At 62.3% G+C, this 16,030-nt stretch carries 16 protein-coding genes and 1 riboswitch; of the genes, 9 read left to right on the top strand and 7 right to left on the bottom strand.

The genetic code is table 11. The features are described from left to right. Positions 1 to 112: 112 nt before the first annotated feature. Together mqo and ACF8GF_RS11980 are read right to left on the bottom strand one after the other, a co-directional pair. Entirely contained in the window at positions 113 to 1,621 is a 1,509-nt protein-coding gene (mqo, locus tag ACF8GF_RS11985) for a malate dehydrogenase (quinone) (RefSeq protein WP_003247357.1), read from the bottom strand. A 600-nt stretch (positions 1,622 to 2,221) separates the two neighbouring features. Beyond that, the gene (locus ACF8GF_RS11980; RefSeq protein WP_176684978.1) at positions 2,222 to 2,455 is read right to left on the bottom strand and encodes a hypothetical protein; all 234 of its coding nucleotides are present in this window, start codon (positions 2,453 to 2,455) and stop codon (positions 2,222 to 2,224) included. 145 nt (positions 2,456 to 2,600) lie between these two features. Between ACF8GF_RS11980 and ACF8GF_RS11975 the strand changes: the two genes are divergently transcribed. Next, a complete protein-coding gene (locus ACF8GF_RS11975) occupies positions 2,601 to 3,185 on the top strand; it encodes a YajG family lipoprotein (protein ID WP_021783486.1) in 585 nt (194 codons plus the stop codon). A gap of 72 nt (positions 3,186 to 3,257) precedes the next feature. On the opposite strand, the gene ACF8GF_RS11970 is transcribed toward ACF8GF_RS11975, so the two are convergent. Continuing rightward, entirely contained in the window at positions 3,258 to 3,464 is a 207-nt protein-coding gene (locus tag ACF8GF_RS11970) for a hypothetical protein (RefSeq protein ID WP_003247353.1), read from the bottom strand. A 160-nt stretch (positions 3,465 to 3,624) separates the two neighbouring features. Here ACF8GF_RS11970 and ACF8GF_RS11965 point away from each other — a divergent pair, with 160 nt between their 5' ends. Beyond that, positions 3,625 to 3,885, top strand: coding sequence for a hypothetical protein (locus tag ACF8GF_RS11965; protein WP_176684980.1), 261 nt, complete (start codon positions 3,625 to 3,627; stop codon positions 3,883 to 3,885). A 35-nt stretch (positions 3,886 to 3,920) separates the two neighbouring features. Here the strand turns inward: ACF8GF_RS11965 and ACF8GF_RS11960 are convergent, their stop codons facing one another. Then, positions 3,921 to 5,090: a 1-acyl-sn-glycerol-3-phosphate acyltransferase gene (locus ACF8GF_RS11960; RefSeq protein WP_176684981.1), complete on the bottom strand. Its 1,170-nt coding sequence runs from the start codon at positions 5,088 to 5,090 to the stop codon at positions 3,921 to 3,923. Positions 5,091 to 5,212: 122 nt separating this feature from the next. On the opposite strand from ACF8GF_RS11960, the gene ACF8GF_RS11955 reads away from it, so the two are divergent. The 4 genes from ACF8GF_RS11955 (at position 5,213) to ACF8GF_RS11940 (ending at position 7,453) form a co-directional block, all read left to right on the top strand. Then, positions 5,213 to 5,398 (top strand): CPXCG motif-containing cysteine-rich protein, encoded by a 186-nt coding sequence (locus tag ACF8GF_RS11955; RefSeq protein WP_010951999.1) that lies wholly within the window; start codon positions 5,213 to 5,215, stop codon positions 5,396 to 5,398. Then, a complete protein-coding gene (locus tag ACF8GF_RS11950) occupies positions 5,398 to 5,658 on the top strand; it encodes a putative signal transducing protein (protein WP_176684982.1) in 261 nt (86 codons plus the stop codon). Before ACF8GF_RS11955 ends, ACF8GF_RS11950 begins: the two co-directional genes overlap by 1 nt. Positions 5,659 to 5,673: 15 nt before the next feature. Continuing rightward, on the top strand, positions 5,674 to 6,294 hold the full coding sequence (locus tag ACF8GF_RS11945; RefSeq protein ID WP_176684983.1) for an SOS response-associated peptidase: 621 nt from the start codon (positions 5,674 to 5,676) through the stop codon (positions 6,292 to 6,294). 340 nt (positions 6,295 to 6,634) lie between these two features. Continuing rightward, positions 6,635 to 7,453 (top strand): M48 family metallopeptidase, encoded by an 819-nt coding sequence (locus ACF8GF_RS11940; protein ID WP_176684984.1) that lies wholly within the window; start codon positions 6,635 to 6,637, stop codon positions 7,451 to 7,453. A 43-nt stretch (positions 7,454 to 7,496) separates the two neighbouring features. Here the strand turns inward: ACF8GF_RS11940 and ACF8GF_RS11935 are convergent, their stop codons facing one another. The 3 genes from ACF8GF_RS11935 to ACF8GF_RS11925 form a co-directional block, all read right to left on the bottom strand. Continuing rightward, complete coding sequence (locus ACF8GF_RS11935; protein WP_003247342.1) at positions 7,497 to 8,081, bottom strand: TMEM165/GDT1 family protein; 585 nt, start codon at positions 8,079 to 8,081, stop codon at positions 7,497 to 7,499. Between the two features lie 88 nt (positions 8,082 to 8,169). Then, positions 8,170 to 8,309: riboswitch (yybP-ykoY riboswitch) on the bottom strand. A gap of 40 nt (positions 8,310 to 8,349) precedes the next feature. Continuing rightward, positions 8,350 to 9,348, bottom strand: a complete 999-nt coding sequence (locus ACF8GF_RS11930) for a methyltransferase (protein ID WP_392487676.1) — start codon at positions 9,346 to 9,348, stop codon at positions 8,350 to 8,352. Positions 9,349 to 9,402: 54 nt separating this feature from the next. Further along, the gene (locus ACF8GF_RS11925) at positions 9,403 to 10,368 is read right to left on the bottom strand and encodes a 2-hydroxyacid dehydrogenase (RefSeq protein WP_176684986.1); all 966 of its coding nucleotides are present in this window, start codon (positions 10,366 to 10,368) and stop codon (positions 9,403 to 9,405) included. A 293-nt stretch (positions 10,369 to 10,661) separates the two neighbouring features. On the opposite strand from ACF8GF_RS11925, the gene ACF8GF_RS11920 reads away from it, so the two are divergent. The 3 genes from ACF8GF_RS11920 to ACF8GF_RS11910 all read left to right on the top strand — a co-directional run bounded on the left by ACF8GF_RS11920 (position 10,662) and on the right by ACF8GF_RS11910 (position 15,953). Continuing rightward, positions 10,662 to 12,344, top strand: coding sequence for a fatty acid--CoA ligase (locus ACF8GF_RS11920; protein WP_176684987.1), 1,683 nt, complete (start codon positions 10,662 to 10,664; stop codon positions 12,342 to 12,344). A 332-nt stretch (positions 12,345 to 12,676) separates the two neighbouring features. Next, entirely contained in the window at positions 12,677 to 14,563 is a 1,887-nt protein-coding gene (locus ACF8GF_RS11915; protein WP_176684988.1) for a DUF1302 domain-containing protein, read from the top strand. A 25-nt stretch (positions 14,564 to 14,588) separates the two neighbouring features. Further along, a complete protein-coding gene (locus tag ACF8GF_RS11910) occupies positions 14,589 to 15,953 on the top strand; it encodes a DUF1329 domain-containing protein (RefSeq protein WP_176684989.1) in 1,365 nt (454 codons plus the stop codon). Positions 15,954 to 16,030: the final 77 nt, after the last annotated feature.

Here is a 16,030-nt window from a genome sequence, read left to right as displayed (position 1 = left end):
AGGATATGCGGTCTTTGTAGGAGCGGGTTTACCCGCGAAAGGGCCGGCACAGGCTGACAAACGCCCAGGCACAAAAAACGCCCCGAGGGGCGTTTTTGCGTTTCAGGCCGGCTTAGGCGTAGTGCTTGGCCGCCGGGCTGCTCTCTGCCAGATCCAGCGCCGCGTCGTTATCGGCACTGATCTTGTGGTACAGCGCAGCATCGGTTGCCAGGGTCTTCTCGCGAGCCGGGAAGATTTCCTTGAGCTTGGCAGCCCAGGCACCCTTGGCCTGCTCGGGGAAGCAGCGCTCGATCAGTTCCAGCATGATCGACACGGTCACCGAGGCACCCGGCGATGCGCCGAGCAGTGCTGCCAGGCTGCCGTCCTGGGCCGAGACCAGCTCGGTACCGAACTGCAGTACGCCGCCTTTTTTCGGGTCTTTCTTGATGATCTGCACGCGCTGACCCGCCACTTCCAGGCGCCAGTCCTCGGCCTTGGCCTGCGGATAGAAACGACGCAGGGCTTCCAGACGCTGCTCCATCGACTGCATCACTTCGCTGACCAGGTACTTGGTCAGGTCCATGTTGTCGCGGGCCACAGCCAGCATCGGGCCGATGTTGCCCATGCGCACCGACAGCGGCAGGTCCATCAGCGAGCCGTGCTTGAGGAACTTGGTAGTGAAACCGGCATACGGGCCGAACAGCAGTGAAGTCTTGCCGTCCACGACGCGGGTGTCCAGGTGCGGTACCGACATCGGCGGGGCGCCGACAGCGGCCTGGCTGTAGACCTTGGCCTGGTGCTGCTTGACGATTTCCGGGTTGTCGCAACGCAGCCACTGGCCGCTGACAGGGAAGCCGCCGAAACCTTTGCTTTCCGGGATGCCGGACAACTGCAGCAGCGGCAGGGCCGCGCCGCCGGCGCCGAGGAAGACGAAGCGGGCGTCGACTTCACGGCTGCCGCCGCTGTTGACGTCCTTGATGCTCACGGTCCAGCCGCTGCCGTTACGGCGCAGGCCGACAACCTTCTTGCTGTACTTGACTTGCGCGTCCGGCGAGTCGCCCAGCAGCTTGAGCAGCTTGTTGGTCAGTGCGCCGAAGTTCACGTCGGTGCCTTTGGCCACGCGGGTAGCAGCGATGTGCTGGTCGGCCGGGCGGCCAGGCATCATCAGCGGCATCCAGTCGTTCATCACGGCCTTGTCTTCGGTGTATTCCATCTCGGCGAAGGCGTGGTGCTGCTTGAGCAGCTCGAAGCGCTTCTTGAGGAAGGAAACACCCTTGTCACCCTCGACATAACTCAGGTGTGGGACAGGGTTGATGAAGGCACGCGCCGAGCCGAAGTTGCCCTTCTTGCTCAGGTAGGCCCAGAACTGGCGCGAAACCTCGAACTGGGTGTTGATGTGCACGGCCTTCTTGATGTCGATGCTGCCATCGGCGGCCTGCGGCGTGTAGTTCAGCTCGCACAGGCCGGCGTGGCCGGTGCCTGCGTTGTTCCAGGGGTTGGAGCTTTCCGCGGCCCCGGAGTCCATCGCCTCGACGACCTCAAGCTTCAGGGTCGGGTCAAGCTCCTTGAGCAGTACGGCCAGGGTGGCACTCATGATGCCCGCGCCTACCAGTACCACATCAACCGATTCGTTCTGCGCCATTTAACGCGTCTCCACAATCTACAGCTACCTAATTGACAGCATAGGACCTGGGGTTGCCAGGGTCGCCATGTCCGACTTTTCGCAGTTCTTGCAACTTCCGCGGACACCGCCAATCAGTCTTCGGGTTCGTGTATTGAACGCCGTTTGCCACAGGTGCGGCAATTCGACTTATGGTCAAGGTGTCGTGCGTGCGTTATGGAACGGTTCAGACACTCATACGGGATGAGCGCATCTGCCGCCTGTTCAGGGCTGTTCGGGACACATCTGCCGCTTTTGCACATGCCAGACTGTTCATTTGCTCGCCACACTCTTGTGAAGTTGTGAAAACCGTTTTTTCACGCTCTTTTGGAGACGTGAACCTCAAAAGGGGACTGCGCGATGGCAACCCGCAGGTTCATGCAGTGTGAAGGGCCGGAAAAACAGGCACGACAGCCGATGCAAGACCTGAGTGGAAGGCTCTCTGTGGGCGAAGCGGTGAAGTTGCCGGGGTCAATCGGCGAGTGCGGGGCCCGATCAGGAGACGTCCTTATAATCGGGGGGAGATTATAGCGATGTCGCGGGCAGAAATGTCGCCATTCGTGGTTTTTATTGCAGCGTTTGTCAGGCAGCGAGGAGGCGCTGGTGCCAACGGCGGTTTGCGCGGGCGCAAACCCGGGCTTCGATGGGCAGCTCGCGGCCCAGCCAGGCCAGCTGAATTTCGCGGATCTGCACCCAGTCGAGGCCGCTTGGTGCCTGGCTGCATTGCTTGAACGCCAGGCATTTGCCATCAGCGTCAAGGCGGGCATAAGCGTTGTGGCGCGGCCGTTGGAAGAGCTGAGTCCAGAGCGAGGTCATGGCGGCGAGTCCTTTGCGTTAGGGCTTGGCGCAAGGATAAGGGGGTGGCCATGAAACGATTGTGACAAGCGGGCCGGGCCGATGACTGGTCTGTGCCTGGCTAGGTATACTGTGGGCCTTTGCCGCATTTTCTGGAGAAACGCGCATGTTGCAACGTCTGTTGTTCGGTTTGATCGCCGTGGCCAGCCTTAGCCTTGTCGGTTGTGCCCACAGCCCGCAACAACTCAACCCGCAACCCACGCTCAAGGCCCAACTGGCCCCGGTCGGCCATGGCCAGCCGGTGGTGGTCCGGGTAGTCGATGGCCGGCCTTCGCAGTCTCTGGGTACCCGCGGTGGCATGTACCCCGAGACCAGCACCATCAGCGTCAGCGGTAATGACGTGGTACCCAAGCTGCAGGCCCAGGCTGAAGCCGCTGTGCGCCTGCTCGGCTTCACCCCGACCCCGAACGCCGGCAATGCACCGCAGCTGACCGTGACCCTGGCCGAGCTGAAGTACCAGTCGCCGAAAGACAACCTTTACGTGACCGAGGCCACCATCGGCGCCACTTTCCGTGCTGATGTGACCAATGGTGGCCGCCGTTACAGCGGCCGTTATGGCGCTTCGCTGGACCAGCGTTTCGGCATGGCGCCGAATCAGGACACCAATAACCAGCTGGTGGGGGATGTGCTGAGCGATGCCCTGACCCGCCTGTTCAAGGACCCGAGCATCGGGCAGGTGCTGGGTCAGTAAGCTTCAGGTTATGCCAGAAACCCGCTGCCTGAGTGACAGGCAGCGGGTTTTTGCTGTCTGGTCAGCACAGATTCACGCAGCTTCTATGTGGAAATCCAGCAAGCTGAACCCTGTGCCTGCATCCACTTCGGGCAAGTCCTCATGTACATGCCCGCCAAGCGCGCAGTAGACCAGCCACTGGCGGTCCTGCACATTGATCGCAAAACCATCGATCAGCGCCTGTTGCTCATCACTCTGGGCAACGAGGTAAAGGCGGTCCTGGTTTTCGGCGTGCAACATGAAAAAGCTCCGGGTCATCAAAAGGCCGACAGGGTCGCCTGTATTGATGACGAGCGGATGACAGATGAAATTTAATGACAGTTTGTCGCCAAGACCGGGCGCCAAGGTGCGACTTGGGTAGAATGCTGGCCTTTGCCATTGCTCACATCGAGGTTGCGTGATGTCCTTGCAAGTGCTCTGGGGGTTCCTGGCCGCCCATCCCACCAAGCTGATCAACCTGCTGGCGCTGCTGCTGACCTGCCCGGGCGGTTTGCTGCTGCACAGCGCGCGACGGCGCGAGGCCGAAACCCGCGAGTACATGGCGGCAGACGAGGGGGTAGTGAACGCTTTCGACCTTCGTGTGCCGAAATACTTCTACATTCTTGGCTTTTCGTGCCTGGCGATGGCACTGCTGCTTTCCTGGTTCAGCACCTGGATCTGAGAAGCATCGGGGCTGCAACGCAGCCCCAAACCTGATCAGGCTACAGGTGCCTGCTGCCTGACCTGATACTGGTTGCGCACTGGCGTCGCATACTGCAACACCAGGTACGGCCGCTGCTCTTGCGGGCAGGCATCCAGACGCCGTTGCCATTCTTCCTTGGCCTTGGCCAGTTCATCCGCGGGGAACACCTTCTCGGCGCTTGGCACCTGCAGGGCTTCGTCCTTGCCCTCCCACATCGCATACGCCAGGTAATGCACCGGAAACAGTCGGTAGCCCCCCAGGATCTGCCGGTCGATCTCCGCCGCCAGCTGCTTGGTGTCTTCGTGGTACTCGGTTACCGGCGGCGCAAAGTTGATGTGCACGCGGCCCTTGTAGCCGGTGATGCCTTTGGCGATGCTGTTGTCATCTTCGCCGGGCGCCTTCTGGTAGGTGCCGGTGGTGGCGCGGATGTACAGCTCGCGGGCCTTGGCCTGGTCGCACGGGTCGTATTCGTAGCTGATCGATACCGGGGTCAGGTTCAGGCTCTGGATCACTGCACCGAACGGTTCGTCCTTGCGGCTCATGTGGAACATCTTGAGAATCGCCGAGTCGGTACGGTCGTCACCGTCCTTGGCCCGACCTTCGGCCTGGGCGATCCAGATCGAGGTGGCATCGTTGCGGATCGAGTGGTTGATGTAGGCCGACAGCAGTTGGTAAGCAGCCAGTTTTTCACGCCGCCCGCTGATCGAACGGTGCACGATGAAGCTCTTGTTCAGGCGCATCATGTCGCTGACAAAGGGCTTCTGCAGCAGGTTGTCGCCAATGGCGATACGCGGCGTGGGCAGGCCGGCGTGGTACACCGCGTAGTTGACGAAGGCCGGGTCCATGACGATGTCACGGTGGTTGGCCAGGAACAGGTAGGCGGTGCCGGCCTTAAGCTGTTCCACACCCGAGTAGGTGACGCCGTCGGTGGCGCGATCGATGGTCTGGTCGACGTAGTACTCGACTTTGTCCTGCAAGGTCGAGACACAGGTAACGCCGGCGAATTCCTTGCGCAGGCGGCGTGCGATCAAGGGCTTGAGCAACCAGCCGAGAGCACCGGCCGCACGCGGAAAGCGGAAGTGGGTGAGGATATCGAGGAATGCCGGGTCGCTGAGCAGGCGTGCCAGAACGGCAGGGACCTCAGCGTCGTCATACGGTCGGATGGCATCGAATTCGCCCATCATGCTCTCTTGTTGGAAACGGCTAGGGTAATAAGGTAGGGACGGGCTCCGAAAAACGGCTCGGACGCACACAGACCCTGTAAACAGACCGGCAATTATACGCATAAGTCACTGCGGAGGCCGCGATGCTGGAAACCGACTTCTATGATTGCCCTTATTGTGGCGAACGTGTGGAAACTACCGTCGATCTGTCTGCTGGTGATCAGGTTTATACCGAGGATTGCCAGGTGTGCTGCCAGCCTGTGGTGTGCATTCTGCAGGTGCACGGTGACGAATGGATGCTCGAAGTCCGACGCGAGGACGATACCTGATGCAGCGCATCTACGAACCGGAAGGCCTGCTCGAAGCGGAAATGCTGGCAGGCATGCTTGCCAGCGAGGGGATCGAGGTACATGTGGTCGGCCGTGACCTGGTCGGTGCCGCCGGCGAGCTGCCCTTGCAGGGACTGCTGGGGCTCGTCGTGTCTGATGAGCAGGCCGAATGCGCACGACAGCTGATCGATGCGTACAATGACGCCCAGCCACTGGTTGGCGACGAACCGGAGAATGTCCCCGGTACCTTGATCTGCTAGGTTCTGAATTCGCCCATGTGTGGACGTTATGCCCTGTTTCGCTGGCCCCAGGCCCTTGCCAGTCTGCCAGGTTTTCCCGTCGGCCAGCCGGCCCAATGGAATATATCGCCTGGGGCGTCGGTGCTGATCCAGCGTCAGCTTGACGGCCAGCAGCAACTGGCCAAGGCGCGCTGGGGGTTGACCCCGGCCTGGCTCACCGACCTGTCCCGTACCCCTGCCCATGCCCGCGCCGAAACGCTGGCCGAACAGCCGATGTTTCGCGATGCATTTCGCCAGCGCCGCTGCCTGATGCCGGCCAACGGCTTTTACGAATGGCGTGGCAGCGTGCGCAAACGCCCGTACTGGTTGACCCCGGGGGAGGGCGCGGCGCTCTACTTTGCGGCGGTGTGGGAGGCCTATCCGGTGCAGGATCAGGTTTGGCTGAGTTGCGCGGTGGTGACCCAGGCCGCCATGAACCAGCGTCGGCCGCTCATCCTCGACGAGGCGGGGCAGGCGGCCTGGCTTGACCCGGACACGCCGGTAACCCGCTTGCACGAGCTGCTGGCCAGCCCGCCGGCGACGTTGCGTGAGCGGGCCTTGGCCAATTTCGTCAATGACCCGAAGCTGGATGCGCCGGAGTGCCTGACCCCGGCTTGATGGGTTGTCTGCGCCGGCCCTTTCGCGGGCAAGCCCGCTCCTACAACGGTCGTGTTCCCCTGTACGGGCGGGCTTGCCCGCGAAGGGAGCGGTACAGGCGACGAAAATCTTCCCAGCGGCCAAGGCGGCCATTTTCGGCAATGAGCCGAAGCGGGATTGATGGGGTGCCTGCGCCGGCCCTTTCGCGGGCAAGCCCGCTCCTACCAACGGTCGTGTTACCCGTGTAGGAGCGGGCTTGCCCGCGAAGAGGCCGTTACAGCGACGAAAATCTTCCCTGCGGCTATGGCAGCCACTGGCGACTCGGCCTAGGATACGGCGCATGTAAAAAGGGAGTGTTTTCATGCGTAAGTCTTTTGTCGTCAGCCTGCTGAGCGCTGGCATTCTGCTGGCCGGCTGCCAGGCGGTGAATACCACCAGCGGTGGTGCTGTTGGCGTCGAGCGCCAGCAATACATGTTCAGCATGCTCTCGACCGATGAGGTCAACAAGATGTACGCCCAGTCGTATCAGCAGACCCTGGGTGAAGCATCGAGCAAGGGTGTGCTCGACAAGTCCAGTGCCGATGCCAAGCGTGTGCAGGCAATTGCCAGCCGCCTGATCGCCCAGGCGCCCAAATTCCGCCCGGATGCCGCGCAGTGGGACTGGCAAGTCAACGTGATCAAGAGTGACGAACTGAACGCCAACTGCGGTCCGGGCGGCAAGATCATCGTCTACACCGGGCTGATCGATCAGCTCAAGCTCACCGATGCGGAAATTGCCGCAGTGGTGGGGCACGAGATTGCCCACGCCTTGCGCGAGCACAGCCGCGAGGCCATGTCCAAGGCATACGGTGTGGAAATGGCCCGCCAGGGTGCCGGTGCCATCTTCGGCCTCGGCCAGGGCAGCATGGCCATGGCCGACACGGTGGTGAACTACGCCATGACCTTGCCCAACAGCCGGGCCAACGAGAACGAGGCCGACCTGATTGGCCTGGAGCTGTCGGCCCGTGCAGGCTACGACCCGAATGCCGCGATCACCTTGTGGAACAAGATGAGCAAGGCTTCCGAAGGTGCACCGCCTGAGTTCATGAGTACTCACCCGGCGTCCGAGAGCCGCATTGCTTCGCTGCAGGCGGCGATTCCGAAGGTGATGCCGCTGTATCAGGCTGCAGCCAAGCCGTGAATGCCTGAATCCTGGGGCTGCATGGCAGCCCCAGCTTTTCCCTTTACCCAATCCAGCCACTGGCCTTCATCGCCGAATAGACGGCCACGATCGCCAGCACGAAGAACGCCGTTGCCGCCAGGCGACGAATCAGCGTCAACGGCAGTTTGTCAGCCGCGAAGTTACCCGCCAGTACCACCGGCACGTTGGCAATCAGCATGCCCAGGGTAGTGCCGATAATGACCATGATCAGGTGCGGGTACTGTGCAGCCAGCATCACGGTGGCGACCTGGGTCTTGTCACCGATTTCGGCCAGGAAGAACGCAATCAGCGTCGTCAGGAACGGCCCAAAACGGCGAGCCGGGTTCTCGTCGTCATCCATCTTGTCCGGTACCAGCGTCCACAGTGCGGTGGCGGTAAAGCTCGCAGCCAGGATCCAGTGCAGGGCCGAATCGCTGAAGAAGCTGCCGACCCACGCCCCCACGGCACCGGCTGCGGCATGGTTGGCCAGGGTGGCGGCGATGATGCCGGCGATGATCGGCCAGGGTTTGCGGAAGCGGGCAGCGAGAATGAGTGCGAGTAGTTGCGTCTTGTCACCGATCTCGGCCAGGGCAACGATAGCGGTGGGGACCAGCAGTGATTCCAGCATCAGGATTCCTACGGGGGCGGGTCGACACGGCTATGACACGTACAGCCTCCCCGCCCCGGGTAAGGTGTGCGTGTCATAGGTCTTGTCAAACCCTCGATCCGTCTATGCGGATCTCGCCATGCAGGCGTGCATGGTGGGTCGCACGCGCCATGGTCTGTGGACCAAGTATGTTGACGCGTACCGGGCGAGCTGGGTGCTCGCGGGAGACTACTCCCCTAGGACGGTGCGGATTCTGCCTAGGCAAAACGTTTTCGGCAAGCGCTGTTTTTTATCCGCGAGTTGCCTGGTAGATGCGGAAACCATCGGCCTCGTCACGTACCTGGCAGTTGCCCAATGCCCCTTCGATGAGTGGCTGGTAGCGCAGGAAACTGTTGGCGACCAAGCGCATTTCGCCACCTTTTCGCAGATGAATGGCGGATTTTTTCAGCAAGTTTTCCGAAGCCTGGTAGTTGGTATGTACGCCGGTGTGGAACGGTGGGTTGCTCAGGATAAGGCTCAGTTCAGTAGGGGCTGCGTCGATGCCATCGCCGCTGATCACTTCGCCTTCCAGGCCGTTGGCTGCCAGCGTCAGGCGGCTGGCGGCCACGGCGAAGGCATCCACGTCCAGCAAGGTCACCCGGCTTTGTGGGTAACGGCGTTTGAGCGTGGCACCCAGTACCCCGGCACCGCAGCCAAAGTCCAGCATGTGGCCACCGGGCAGGCCGTCAAGATGCTTCAGGAGCAGGGCGGTACCTCGGTCGAGTCGGCCATGGCTGAATACCCCAGGCAGGCTGACCACCTGCAGCGGGCCGTCTTCCAGGGCCAGCTCGAAGCGCTCGGCCAGGCTTTCCAGCGGTTTTGCCTGCGGCGCCTGGTCGATGGTCACTTGCCACAGCTGGCAGTGCCGGGCGCTGTCGAGTTTGCGTGGCTTGCCAAAGGCCTGCAGCTGCTTGGCCGCGCCCTCGATGCCACCGCGCTTCTCGCCGACCAGGTACAGCTCGCGGCCAGCCAGTCGCGACGCCAGGGCGTTGAGCAGGTAGGCGGCCAGCTCGCGGGATTTGGGCAGGAACAGCACGGCGCTGTCGAATGCTGCTTCAGGGGCCTCGACGCCGAAATGGCTGCGGCCTGCGAAGCGGCTTTCGAGCATGGCCTGATCACCGGCATGCCAGGTCCAGGCCTGGGCCTGAGGCAACTGGCCGAGCAGGTCGTCGGCGGGGGCGCCGGCGACCAGCAGCGGCCCCTGAAACAGCTCAGCCTGACGGAGCAACACTTCACTGCGCGGGTCCATGGACGACGTCTCCTGGAAAAAAGTGGCGCAGTGTAGCAGAGGCGGGCGCCAGGCTCAGCTGACCACACGGCGTGGCTGCCCGGCGAAGAAAGCCTGGGCGTTCTCGCTGAGCTGGCCGACGATGCGCTGGCGCGACTCCACGGCACCCCAGGCGCTGTGCGGGGTGATGATCAGGCGCGGGATGCCGGGCTCCAGCAGCGGGTTGCCGTTGACCGGCGGCTCCACGCTCAGCACGTCGGTGGCCGCGCCGCCCAGGTGACCACCGCGCAGGGCATCGGCCAACGCCTGTTCGTCGATCAGGCCACCACGGGCGGTGTTGACCACCAGCGCGTTGGGCTTGAGCAGGGCCAGTTCGCGGGCACCGAGCATATGCCGGGTGTGCTCGTTCAGCGGGCAGTGCAGGGTCAGGGCGTCGACTTGCGGCAGCAACTCGTCCAGCGGCAACCGGTCGGCGCGCTCCGGTCGGCCAGGGATCTGCCCGCTCAGTACCCGCATACCGAAGGCTTCGGCCAGCCTCGCCACTGCGCCGCCCAGTTCGCCGTGGCCGAGCAGGCCGAGGGTTTTGCCCTCCAGTTCGACGATAGGAAAGTCCAGCAGGCAGAACTGGCTGGCCTTGGCCCACTGGCCATCGGCCACCGCCTGGTTGTAGTCGCACAGCCGGGTGGCCAGGGCCAACAGCAGGGCCAGGGTATGCTGGGCGACAGACGGCGTGCCGTAGCCCTGGCAGTTGCACACCGTGATGCCCTGGGCGCGGGCGGCAGCCAGGTCGACATTGTTGGTGCCGGTGGCGGCCACCAGGATCAGCTTCAGTTGCGGGTTGGCGGCCAGGGTTGCGGCGTCGAGCATGACCTTGTTGCTAACCACTGCCATGGCGCCCTGCAGGCGTTCCGCAACCTGTTCCGGGCGGGTGGCGGCGAACAGTTCGAACGCGTCGAACTGCTGCTTCAGGGGCGAAAGGTCGAGGTCGCCAAGGTCCAGGGACTGGTGATCGAGAAACACGGCGCGACGCGGGCTGGACATGAAGATCTCCGGTGGCAGGGAGGGATAAGGGCGTTGTGGCCATTCGCGGGCACGCCCGCGCCCACAAGGTCACCACAACCCTTGCAGGAGCGGGCTTACCCGCGAAGAGGCCCTCAGCTTCGGCGCAAACCTGAAGCCGCCGCCGCAGTGTCTAGCTCAACCTTGCCGCCCGTCAACGCCCGCCACTCATACCTCTGCCACGCAAATCATTCCTTCGGCTGATTTGGCCGTCACATTGGCGAACTACAGTAAACCCAGACTTGTCCGGCCCGCTTTTCAGAAAAGGGATCCCCATGTTGCAGACACGCATCATCAAGCCCGCCGAGGGCGCCTATGCCTATCCATTGCTGATCAAGCGCCTGTTGATGTCCGGCAGCCGCTATGAAAAGACCCGCGAAATCGTCTACCGCGATCAGTTGCGGCTGACATATCCACAGCTCAACGAGCGCATTGCCCGCCTGGCCAATGTGCTGACCGAGGCTGGGGTGAAGGCCGGTGACACCGTGGCGGTGATGGACTGGGACAGCCATCGCTACCTGGAATGCATGTTCGCCATTCCGATGATCGGCGCTGTGGTGCACACCATCAACGTGCGCCTGTCGCCCGAGCAGATCCTCTACACCATGAACCATGCCGAAGACCGCGTGGTGCTGGTCAACAGCGACTTCGTCGGCCTGTACCAGGCCATCGCCGGGCAGCTGACCACTGTCGACAAGACCTTGCTGCTGACCGATGGCCCGGACAAGACTGCCGAACTGCCCGACCTGGTCGGCGAGTATGAGCAACTGCTGGCTGCTGCCAGCCCGCGCTACGACTTCCCGGACTTCGACGAGAACTCGGTGGCCACTACCTTCTACACCACTGGCACCACCGGCAACCCGAAGGGCGTGTACTTCACCCACCGCCAGTTGGTACTGCACACACTGGCCGAGGCCTCGGTCACCGGCAGTATCGATAGCGTGCGCCTGCTGGGCAGCAACGATGTGTACATGCCCATCACCCCGATGTTCCACGTGCATGCCTGGGGCATCCCCTACGCTGCCACCATGCTCGGTATGAAGCAGGTGTACCCGGGGCGCTACGAGCCGGACATGCTGGTCAAGCTTTGGCATGAAGAGAAGGTCACCTTCTCCCACTGCGTACCGACCATCCTGCAGATGCTGCTCAACTGCCCGAACGCCCAGGGGCAGAACTTCGGCGGCTGGAAGATCATCATCGGCGGCAGCTCGCTCAACCGTTCGCTGTACCAGGCCGCCCTGGCGCGCGGCATCCAGCTGACCGCCGCGTATGGCATGTCGGAAACCTGCCCGCTGATCTCCGCCGCACACCTGAACGATGAACTGCAGGCCGGCAGCGAGGATGAGCGCGTCACCTACCGTATCAAGGCCGGTGTGCCGGTGCCGTTGGTCGAAGCGGCCATCGTCGACGGTGAAGGCAACTTCCTGCCCGCCGATGGTGAAACCCAGGGCGAGCTGGTACTGCGAGCGCCTTGGCTGACCATGGGCTACTTCAAGGAGCCGGAGAAGAGCGAGGAGCTGTGGCAGGGCGGCTGGCTGCACACCGGTGACGTCGCCACCCTAGACGGTATGGGTTACATCGACATCCGCGACCGCATCAAGGATGTGATCAAGACCGGTGGCGAGTGGGTTTCCTCGCTCGACCTGGAAGACCTGATCAGCCGCCACCCGGCCGTGCGCGAAGTGGCGGTGGTGGGGGTGGCCGACCCGCAGTGGGGTGAGCGCCCGTTTGCCCTGCTGGTGGTACGTGACGGCCACGAGATTGACGCCAAGGCGCTGAAGGAACACCTCAAGCCGTTCGTGGAACAAGGTCATATCAACAAGTGGGCGATTCCAAGCCAGATCGCCGTTGTTACTGAAATTCCCAAGACCAGTGTCGGCAAGCTCGACAAGAAACGCATCCGCCAGGACATCGTCCAGTGGCAGGCCAGCAACAGCACGTTTCTTTCCACGTTGTAATCGTTGTGCGGGTCGCGTACGTAAGAGCGCGACCCGCATGTTAGAGAGCCCGCCGTCTTGCCAAACGACAGAAATGCGCCATCCTTGAGCAGTGCCAGCCCGCAACCGAGACAAAACTGCAGCGTGATGGTGGCATGGAGCGCAAATCACACTTTAGAGGGATCAAGCGCCTGTGCCTGCTGGCTATAGTCGGGGCCAGGGGATTTTCAGGAATGGGGGAGGGCGACATGCGCAAGCTGTGTCGCCGGCAGGTGAAAGCCTGTCATCCGGTCGCTCGGGCCGTTCTTGAAAGGACTCACTGCCATAACAAAAAAGTACATGGAGTAGCGTCGATGAAATCTGCAAACCTGTTCTGGCGCCGGGCCAAGCTGCCCTTGGCCGTCAGCCTTGCTTCCACGCTCGCAAGTCCTGCTTTCGCTGTCAGTTTCAACATTGGTGAAATCGAAGGCCAGTTCGACTCGTCGCTCTCCATCGGCGCCAGCTGGTCGACGGCCAACCCCAACAAGAACCTGATAGGGGTGAACAACGGCGGCAAGGGCCTGTCACAGACATCCGACGATGGCCACCTGAACTTCAAGAAGGGCGAAACCTTCTCCAAGATCTTCAAAGGCATTCATGACCTGGAGCTCAAGTACGGCGACACCGGTGTGTTCGTCCGCGGCAAGTACTGGTACGACTTCGAACTGAAGGACGAAAACCGCGAGTTCAAGGACATCAGCGACTCCAACCGCAAGGAAGGCGCCAAGTCGTCCGGCGCCGAGCTGCTCGACGCCTTTGTCTATCACAACTACGCCATCGGCGATCAGCCTGGCTCGGTGCGTTTCGGCAAGCAGGTGGTGAGCTGGGGCGAAAGTACCTTCATCGGCGGCGGCATCAACGCGATCAACCCCATCGACGTGTCGGCGTTCCGCCGTCCCGGGGCCGAGATCAAGGAAGGCCTGATTCCCGTCAACATGTTCTACATCTCGCAGAGCCTGACCGACAACCTGTCGGCCGAGGCCTTTTACCAGCTCGAGTGGGACCAGACGGTCGTCGACAACTGCGGCACCTTCTTCTCCCAGCCGGACATCATTGCCGACGGCTGTACCGACAACTTGCGTGTGCTCAATAGCAGCCGCACGGTGCCGGGCGCTGCGCAGCAGTTCCTCGCCACGCAGGGCGTGAACATCAACGAAGAGGGTGTGATGGTGCGCCGTGGTGCCGACCGCGATGCGCGTGACAGCGGCCAGTTCGGTGTGGCCTTGCGCTATATGTTCGAGCCGTTGGACACCGAGTTCGGCGCCTACTTCATGAATTACCACAGCCGTGCTCCCATCTTCAGTGCCACAGGGGCCCCGCCGTCCGTGTTCGCCGGGCTGAGCGCCCTGCCTGCACAGTTGCGCGCATTGGCACCTTTGATCGTGGCAGGTAATTCCGAGTACTTTGTGGAATACCCCGAGGATATCCGCCTTTATGGCTTGAGCTTCTCCACCACGTTACCCACTGGCACCGCCTGGAGCGGCGAAGTCAGCTACCGCCCCAATGCGCCAGTGCAGCTCAATACCACGGATATCCTGTTCGCCGGTGTCCGTCCAATTGGCGGCGCGTTGAGCAACGCATCGCTGCTGACCGGTACGCCAGGGCAGGACCTTCACGGGTATCGCCGCAAGGAGATCACTCAGTTCCAGACCACCCTGACCCACTTCTTCGACCAGGTGATGGGTGCCAGCCGGATGACTGTCGTCGGTGAAGTGGGTGTTACCCATGTCGGCGGCCTGGAGAATGCCCACGATACCCGCTACGGTCGCGACCCGGTGTTCGGCCCAGGTCCGTTGCCATCCACCGGTGGCGCCGATACCTGCCAGGCGCTCAATGGCAGCACCATCGCCGGCGCCGGTGCGGGGGCGTCCACCGCCAACCTGAACCGCAAATGCGAGAACGACGGCTACACCACCAGCACTTCCTGGGGTTACCGCGCCCGTGTCATCTGGGACTACAACGACGTTTTCGCAGGTATCAACCTGAAGCCGAGCGTGGCCTGGTCGCATGACGTGTCCGGTTACTCGCCGGGCCCTGGCGCCAACTTCGAGGAAGGCCGCAAGGCTGTCAGCCTGGGCCTGGATGCCGAGTATCAGCAAACCTACACGGCGAGCCTCTCGTACACCAACTTCTTCGATGGCAAGTACAGCACCGTGGATGACCGCGACTTCGTCGCCCTCAGCTTCGGCGTGAACTTCTAAGCATACAGATCCAGGACGACACGACATGAACAAGACCAGAAGTCTGCTGCAAGCCGGTGTACTGGGCCTGTCCCTGCTGGCGACCAGCGTCATGGCTGCGGTATCCGCCGACGAGGCGGCCAAGCTGGGCAGCACCCTGACCCCGATGGGGGCCGAGAAGGCCGGCAACGCCGACGGCTCCATCGGCCCTTGGGAGCCGCTGTCGAAGACGGCAGGCAGCGTCGACGGCAAGGGCTTCCTGTCCGACCCGTACGGCAGCGAAAAGCCGCTGTTCACCATCACTGCGCAGAATGCCGACCAGTACAAGGACAAGCTCTCGCCCGGCCAGTTGGCCATGTTCAAGCGCTACCCGAACACCTACAAGATCCCGGTGTTCAAGACCCATCGCGGCGCAACCGTCCCTGCCGATGTGTTCGCGGCCATCAAGGAAAACGCCACTAAAACCACCCTGGTGGAAGGCGGCAACGGCCTGAGCAACTTCCGCACGGCAGTGCCGTTCCCTATCCCGAAAAGCGGCCTGGAGGTGATCTGGAACCACATCACCCGCTACCGCGGCGGCAGTGTCAGCCGCCTGGTGACCCAGGCCACGCCGCAGCAGAGCGGCTCGTTCAACCCCGTGTACTTCTCCGACCAGTTCGTCTTCCGCGACAAGATGAAGGACTACGACCCGAACAACCCAGGCAACATCCTGTTCTACTTCAAGCAGGAAGTTACTGCGCCTGCGCGCCTGGCCGGGACTGTGCTGCTGGTGCACGAAACCCTTGACCAGGTGAAGGAGCCGCGCAAGGCGTGGATCTACAACGCAGGCCAACGCCGTGTGCGCATGGCACCGCAAGTGTCGTATGACGGCCCGGGCACCGCCGCCGACGGCCTGCGTACGTCGGACAACCTGGACATGTTCAACGGTGCACCCGATCGTTATGACTGGAAACTGGAAGGCAAGAAGGAGCTGTACATCGCATCGAACGCCTTCAAACTGGATGATCCGAAGCTCAAGTACGCCGACATCATCAAGGCCGGGCACATCAACCAGGACTTGGCCCGTTACGAGCTGCGCCGCGTCTGGCACGTAGTTGCAACCCTCAAGCCGGGCCAGCGGCACATCTACGCCAAGCGTGACTTCTATATCGATGAGGACACCTGGCAGGCTGCAGTGATCGACCAGTACGACGGCCGTGGCCAACTGTGGCGTGTGTCCGAGGCTCACGCCCAGCCTTATTACAATGTGGAAGTACCTTGGTACACCCTGGAAGCCATTTACGACCTGCAGTCCGGTCGTTACCTGGCCCTGGGCATGAAGAACGAAGAGAAACGCGCCTACGACTTCGGCTTCAGTGCCAGCAAGGCCGACTTCCAGCCAGCGGCGCTGCGTCAGTCGGGTATTCGCTAAGCTGAGATCACTGAACGCCGTGTGATCCCCAGAACGCCCCGGCTCGCCGGGGCGTTTCTATTTCCTGAAGCGGCCTC

Origin of the sequence: Pseudomonas sp. yb_5, from assembly GCF_043103865.1 — a bacterium.
GTDB classification, from domain to species: Bacteria; Pseudomonadota; Gammaproteobacteria; order Pseudomonadales; family Pseudomonadaceae; genus Aquipseudomonas; species Aquipseudomonas putida_Y.
This window is presented reverse-complemented; position numbering and strand designations above follow the sequence as displayed.

What these genes read in the sequence shown, in the direction of transcription:
- mqo (WP_003247357.1), bottom strand. Translation starts at nt 1,621, where the DNA reads ATGGCGCAGAACGAATCGGTTGATGTGGTACTGGTAGGCGCGGGCATC.
- ACF8GF_RS11980 (WP_176684978.1), bottom strand. Translation starts at nt 2,455, where the DNA reads ATGACCTCGCTCTGGACTCAGCTCTTCCAACGGCCGCGCCACAACGCT.
- ACF8GF_RS11975 (WP_021783486.1), top strand. Translation starts at nt 2,601, where the DNA reads ATGTTGCAACGTCTGTTGTTCGGTTTGATCGCCGTGGCCAGCCTTAGC.
- ACF8GF_RS11970 (WP_003247353.1), bottom strand. Translation starts at nt 3,464, where the DNA reads ATGTTGCACGCCGAAAACCAGGACCGCCTTTACCTCGTTGCCCAGAGT.
- ACF8GF_RS11965 (WP_176684980.1), top strand. Translation starts at nt 3,625, where the DNA reads ATGTCCTTGCAAGTGCTCTGGGGGTTCCTGGCCGCCCATCCCACCAAG.
- ACF8GF_RS11960 (WP_176684981.1), bottom strand. Translation starts at nt 5,090, where the DNA reads ATGATGGGCGAATTCGATGCCATCCGACCGTATGACGACGCTGAGGTC.
- ACF8GF_RS11955 (WP_010951999.1), top strand. Translation starts at nt 5,213, where the DNA reads ATGCTGGAAACCGACTTCTATGATTGCCCTTATTGTGGCGAACGTGTG.
- ACF8GF_RS11950 (WP_176684982.1), top strand. Translation starts at nt 5,398, where the DNA reads ATGCAGCGCATCTACGAACCGGAAGGCCTGCTCGAAGCGGAAATGCTG.
- ACF8GF_RS11945 (WP_176684983.1), top strand. Translation starts at nt 5,674, where the DNA reads ATGTGTGGACGTTATGCCCTGTTTCGCTGGCCCCAGGCCCTTGCCAGT.
- ACF8GF_RS11940 (WP_176684984.1), top strand. Translation starts at nt 6,635, where the DNA reads ATGCGTAAGTCTTTTGTCGTCAGCCTGCTGAGCGCTGGCATTCTGCTG.
- ACF8GF_RS11935 (WP_003247342.1), bottom strand. Translation starts at nt 8,081, where the DNA reads ATGCTGGAATCACTGCTGGTCCCCACCGCTATCGTTGCCCTGGCCGAG.
- ACF8GF_RS11930 (WP_392487676.1), bottom strand. Translation starts at nt 9,348, where the DNA reads ATGGACCCGCGCAGTGAAGTGTTGCTCCGTCAGGCTGAGCTGTTTCAG.
- ACF8GF_RS11925 (WP_176684986.1), bottom strand. Translation starts at nt 10,368, where the DNA reads ATGTCCAGCCCGCGTCGCGCCGTGTTTCTCGATCACCAGTCCCTGGAC.
- ACF8GF_RS11920 (WP_176684987.1), top strand. Translation starts at nt 10,662, where the DNA reads ATGTTGCAGACACGCATCATCAAGCCCGCCGAGGGCGCCTATGCCTAT.
- ACF8GF_RS11915 (WP_176684988.1), top strand. Translation starts at nt 12,677, where the DNA reads ATGAAATCTGCAAACCTGTTCTGGCGCCGGGCCAAGCTGCCCTTGGCC.
- ACF8GF_RS11910 (WP_176684989.1), top strand. Translation starts at nt 14,589, where the DNA reads ATGAACAAGACCAGAAGTCTGCTGCAAGCCGGTGTACTGGGCCTGTCC.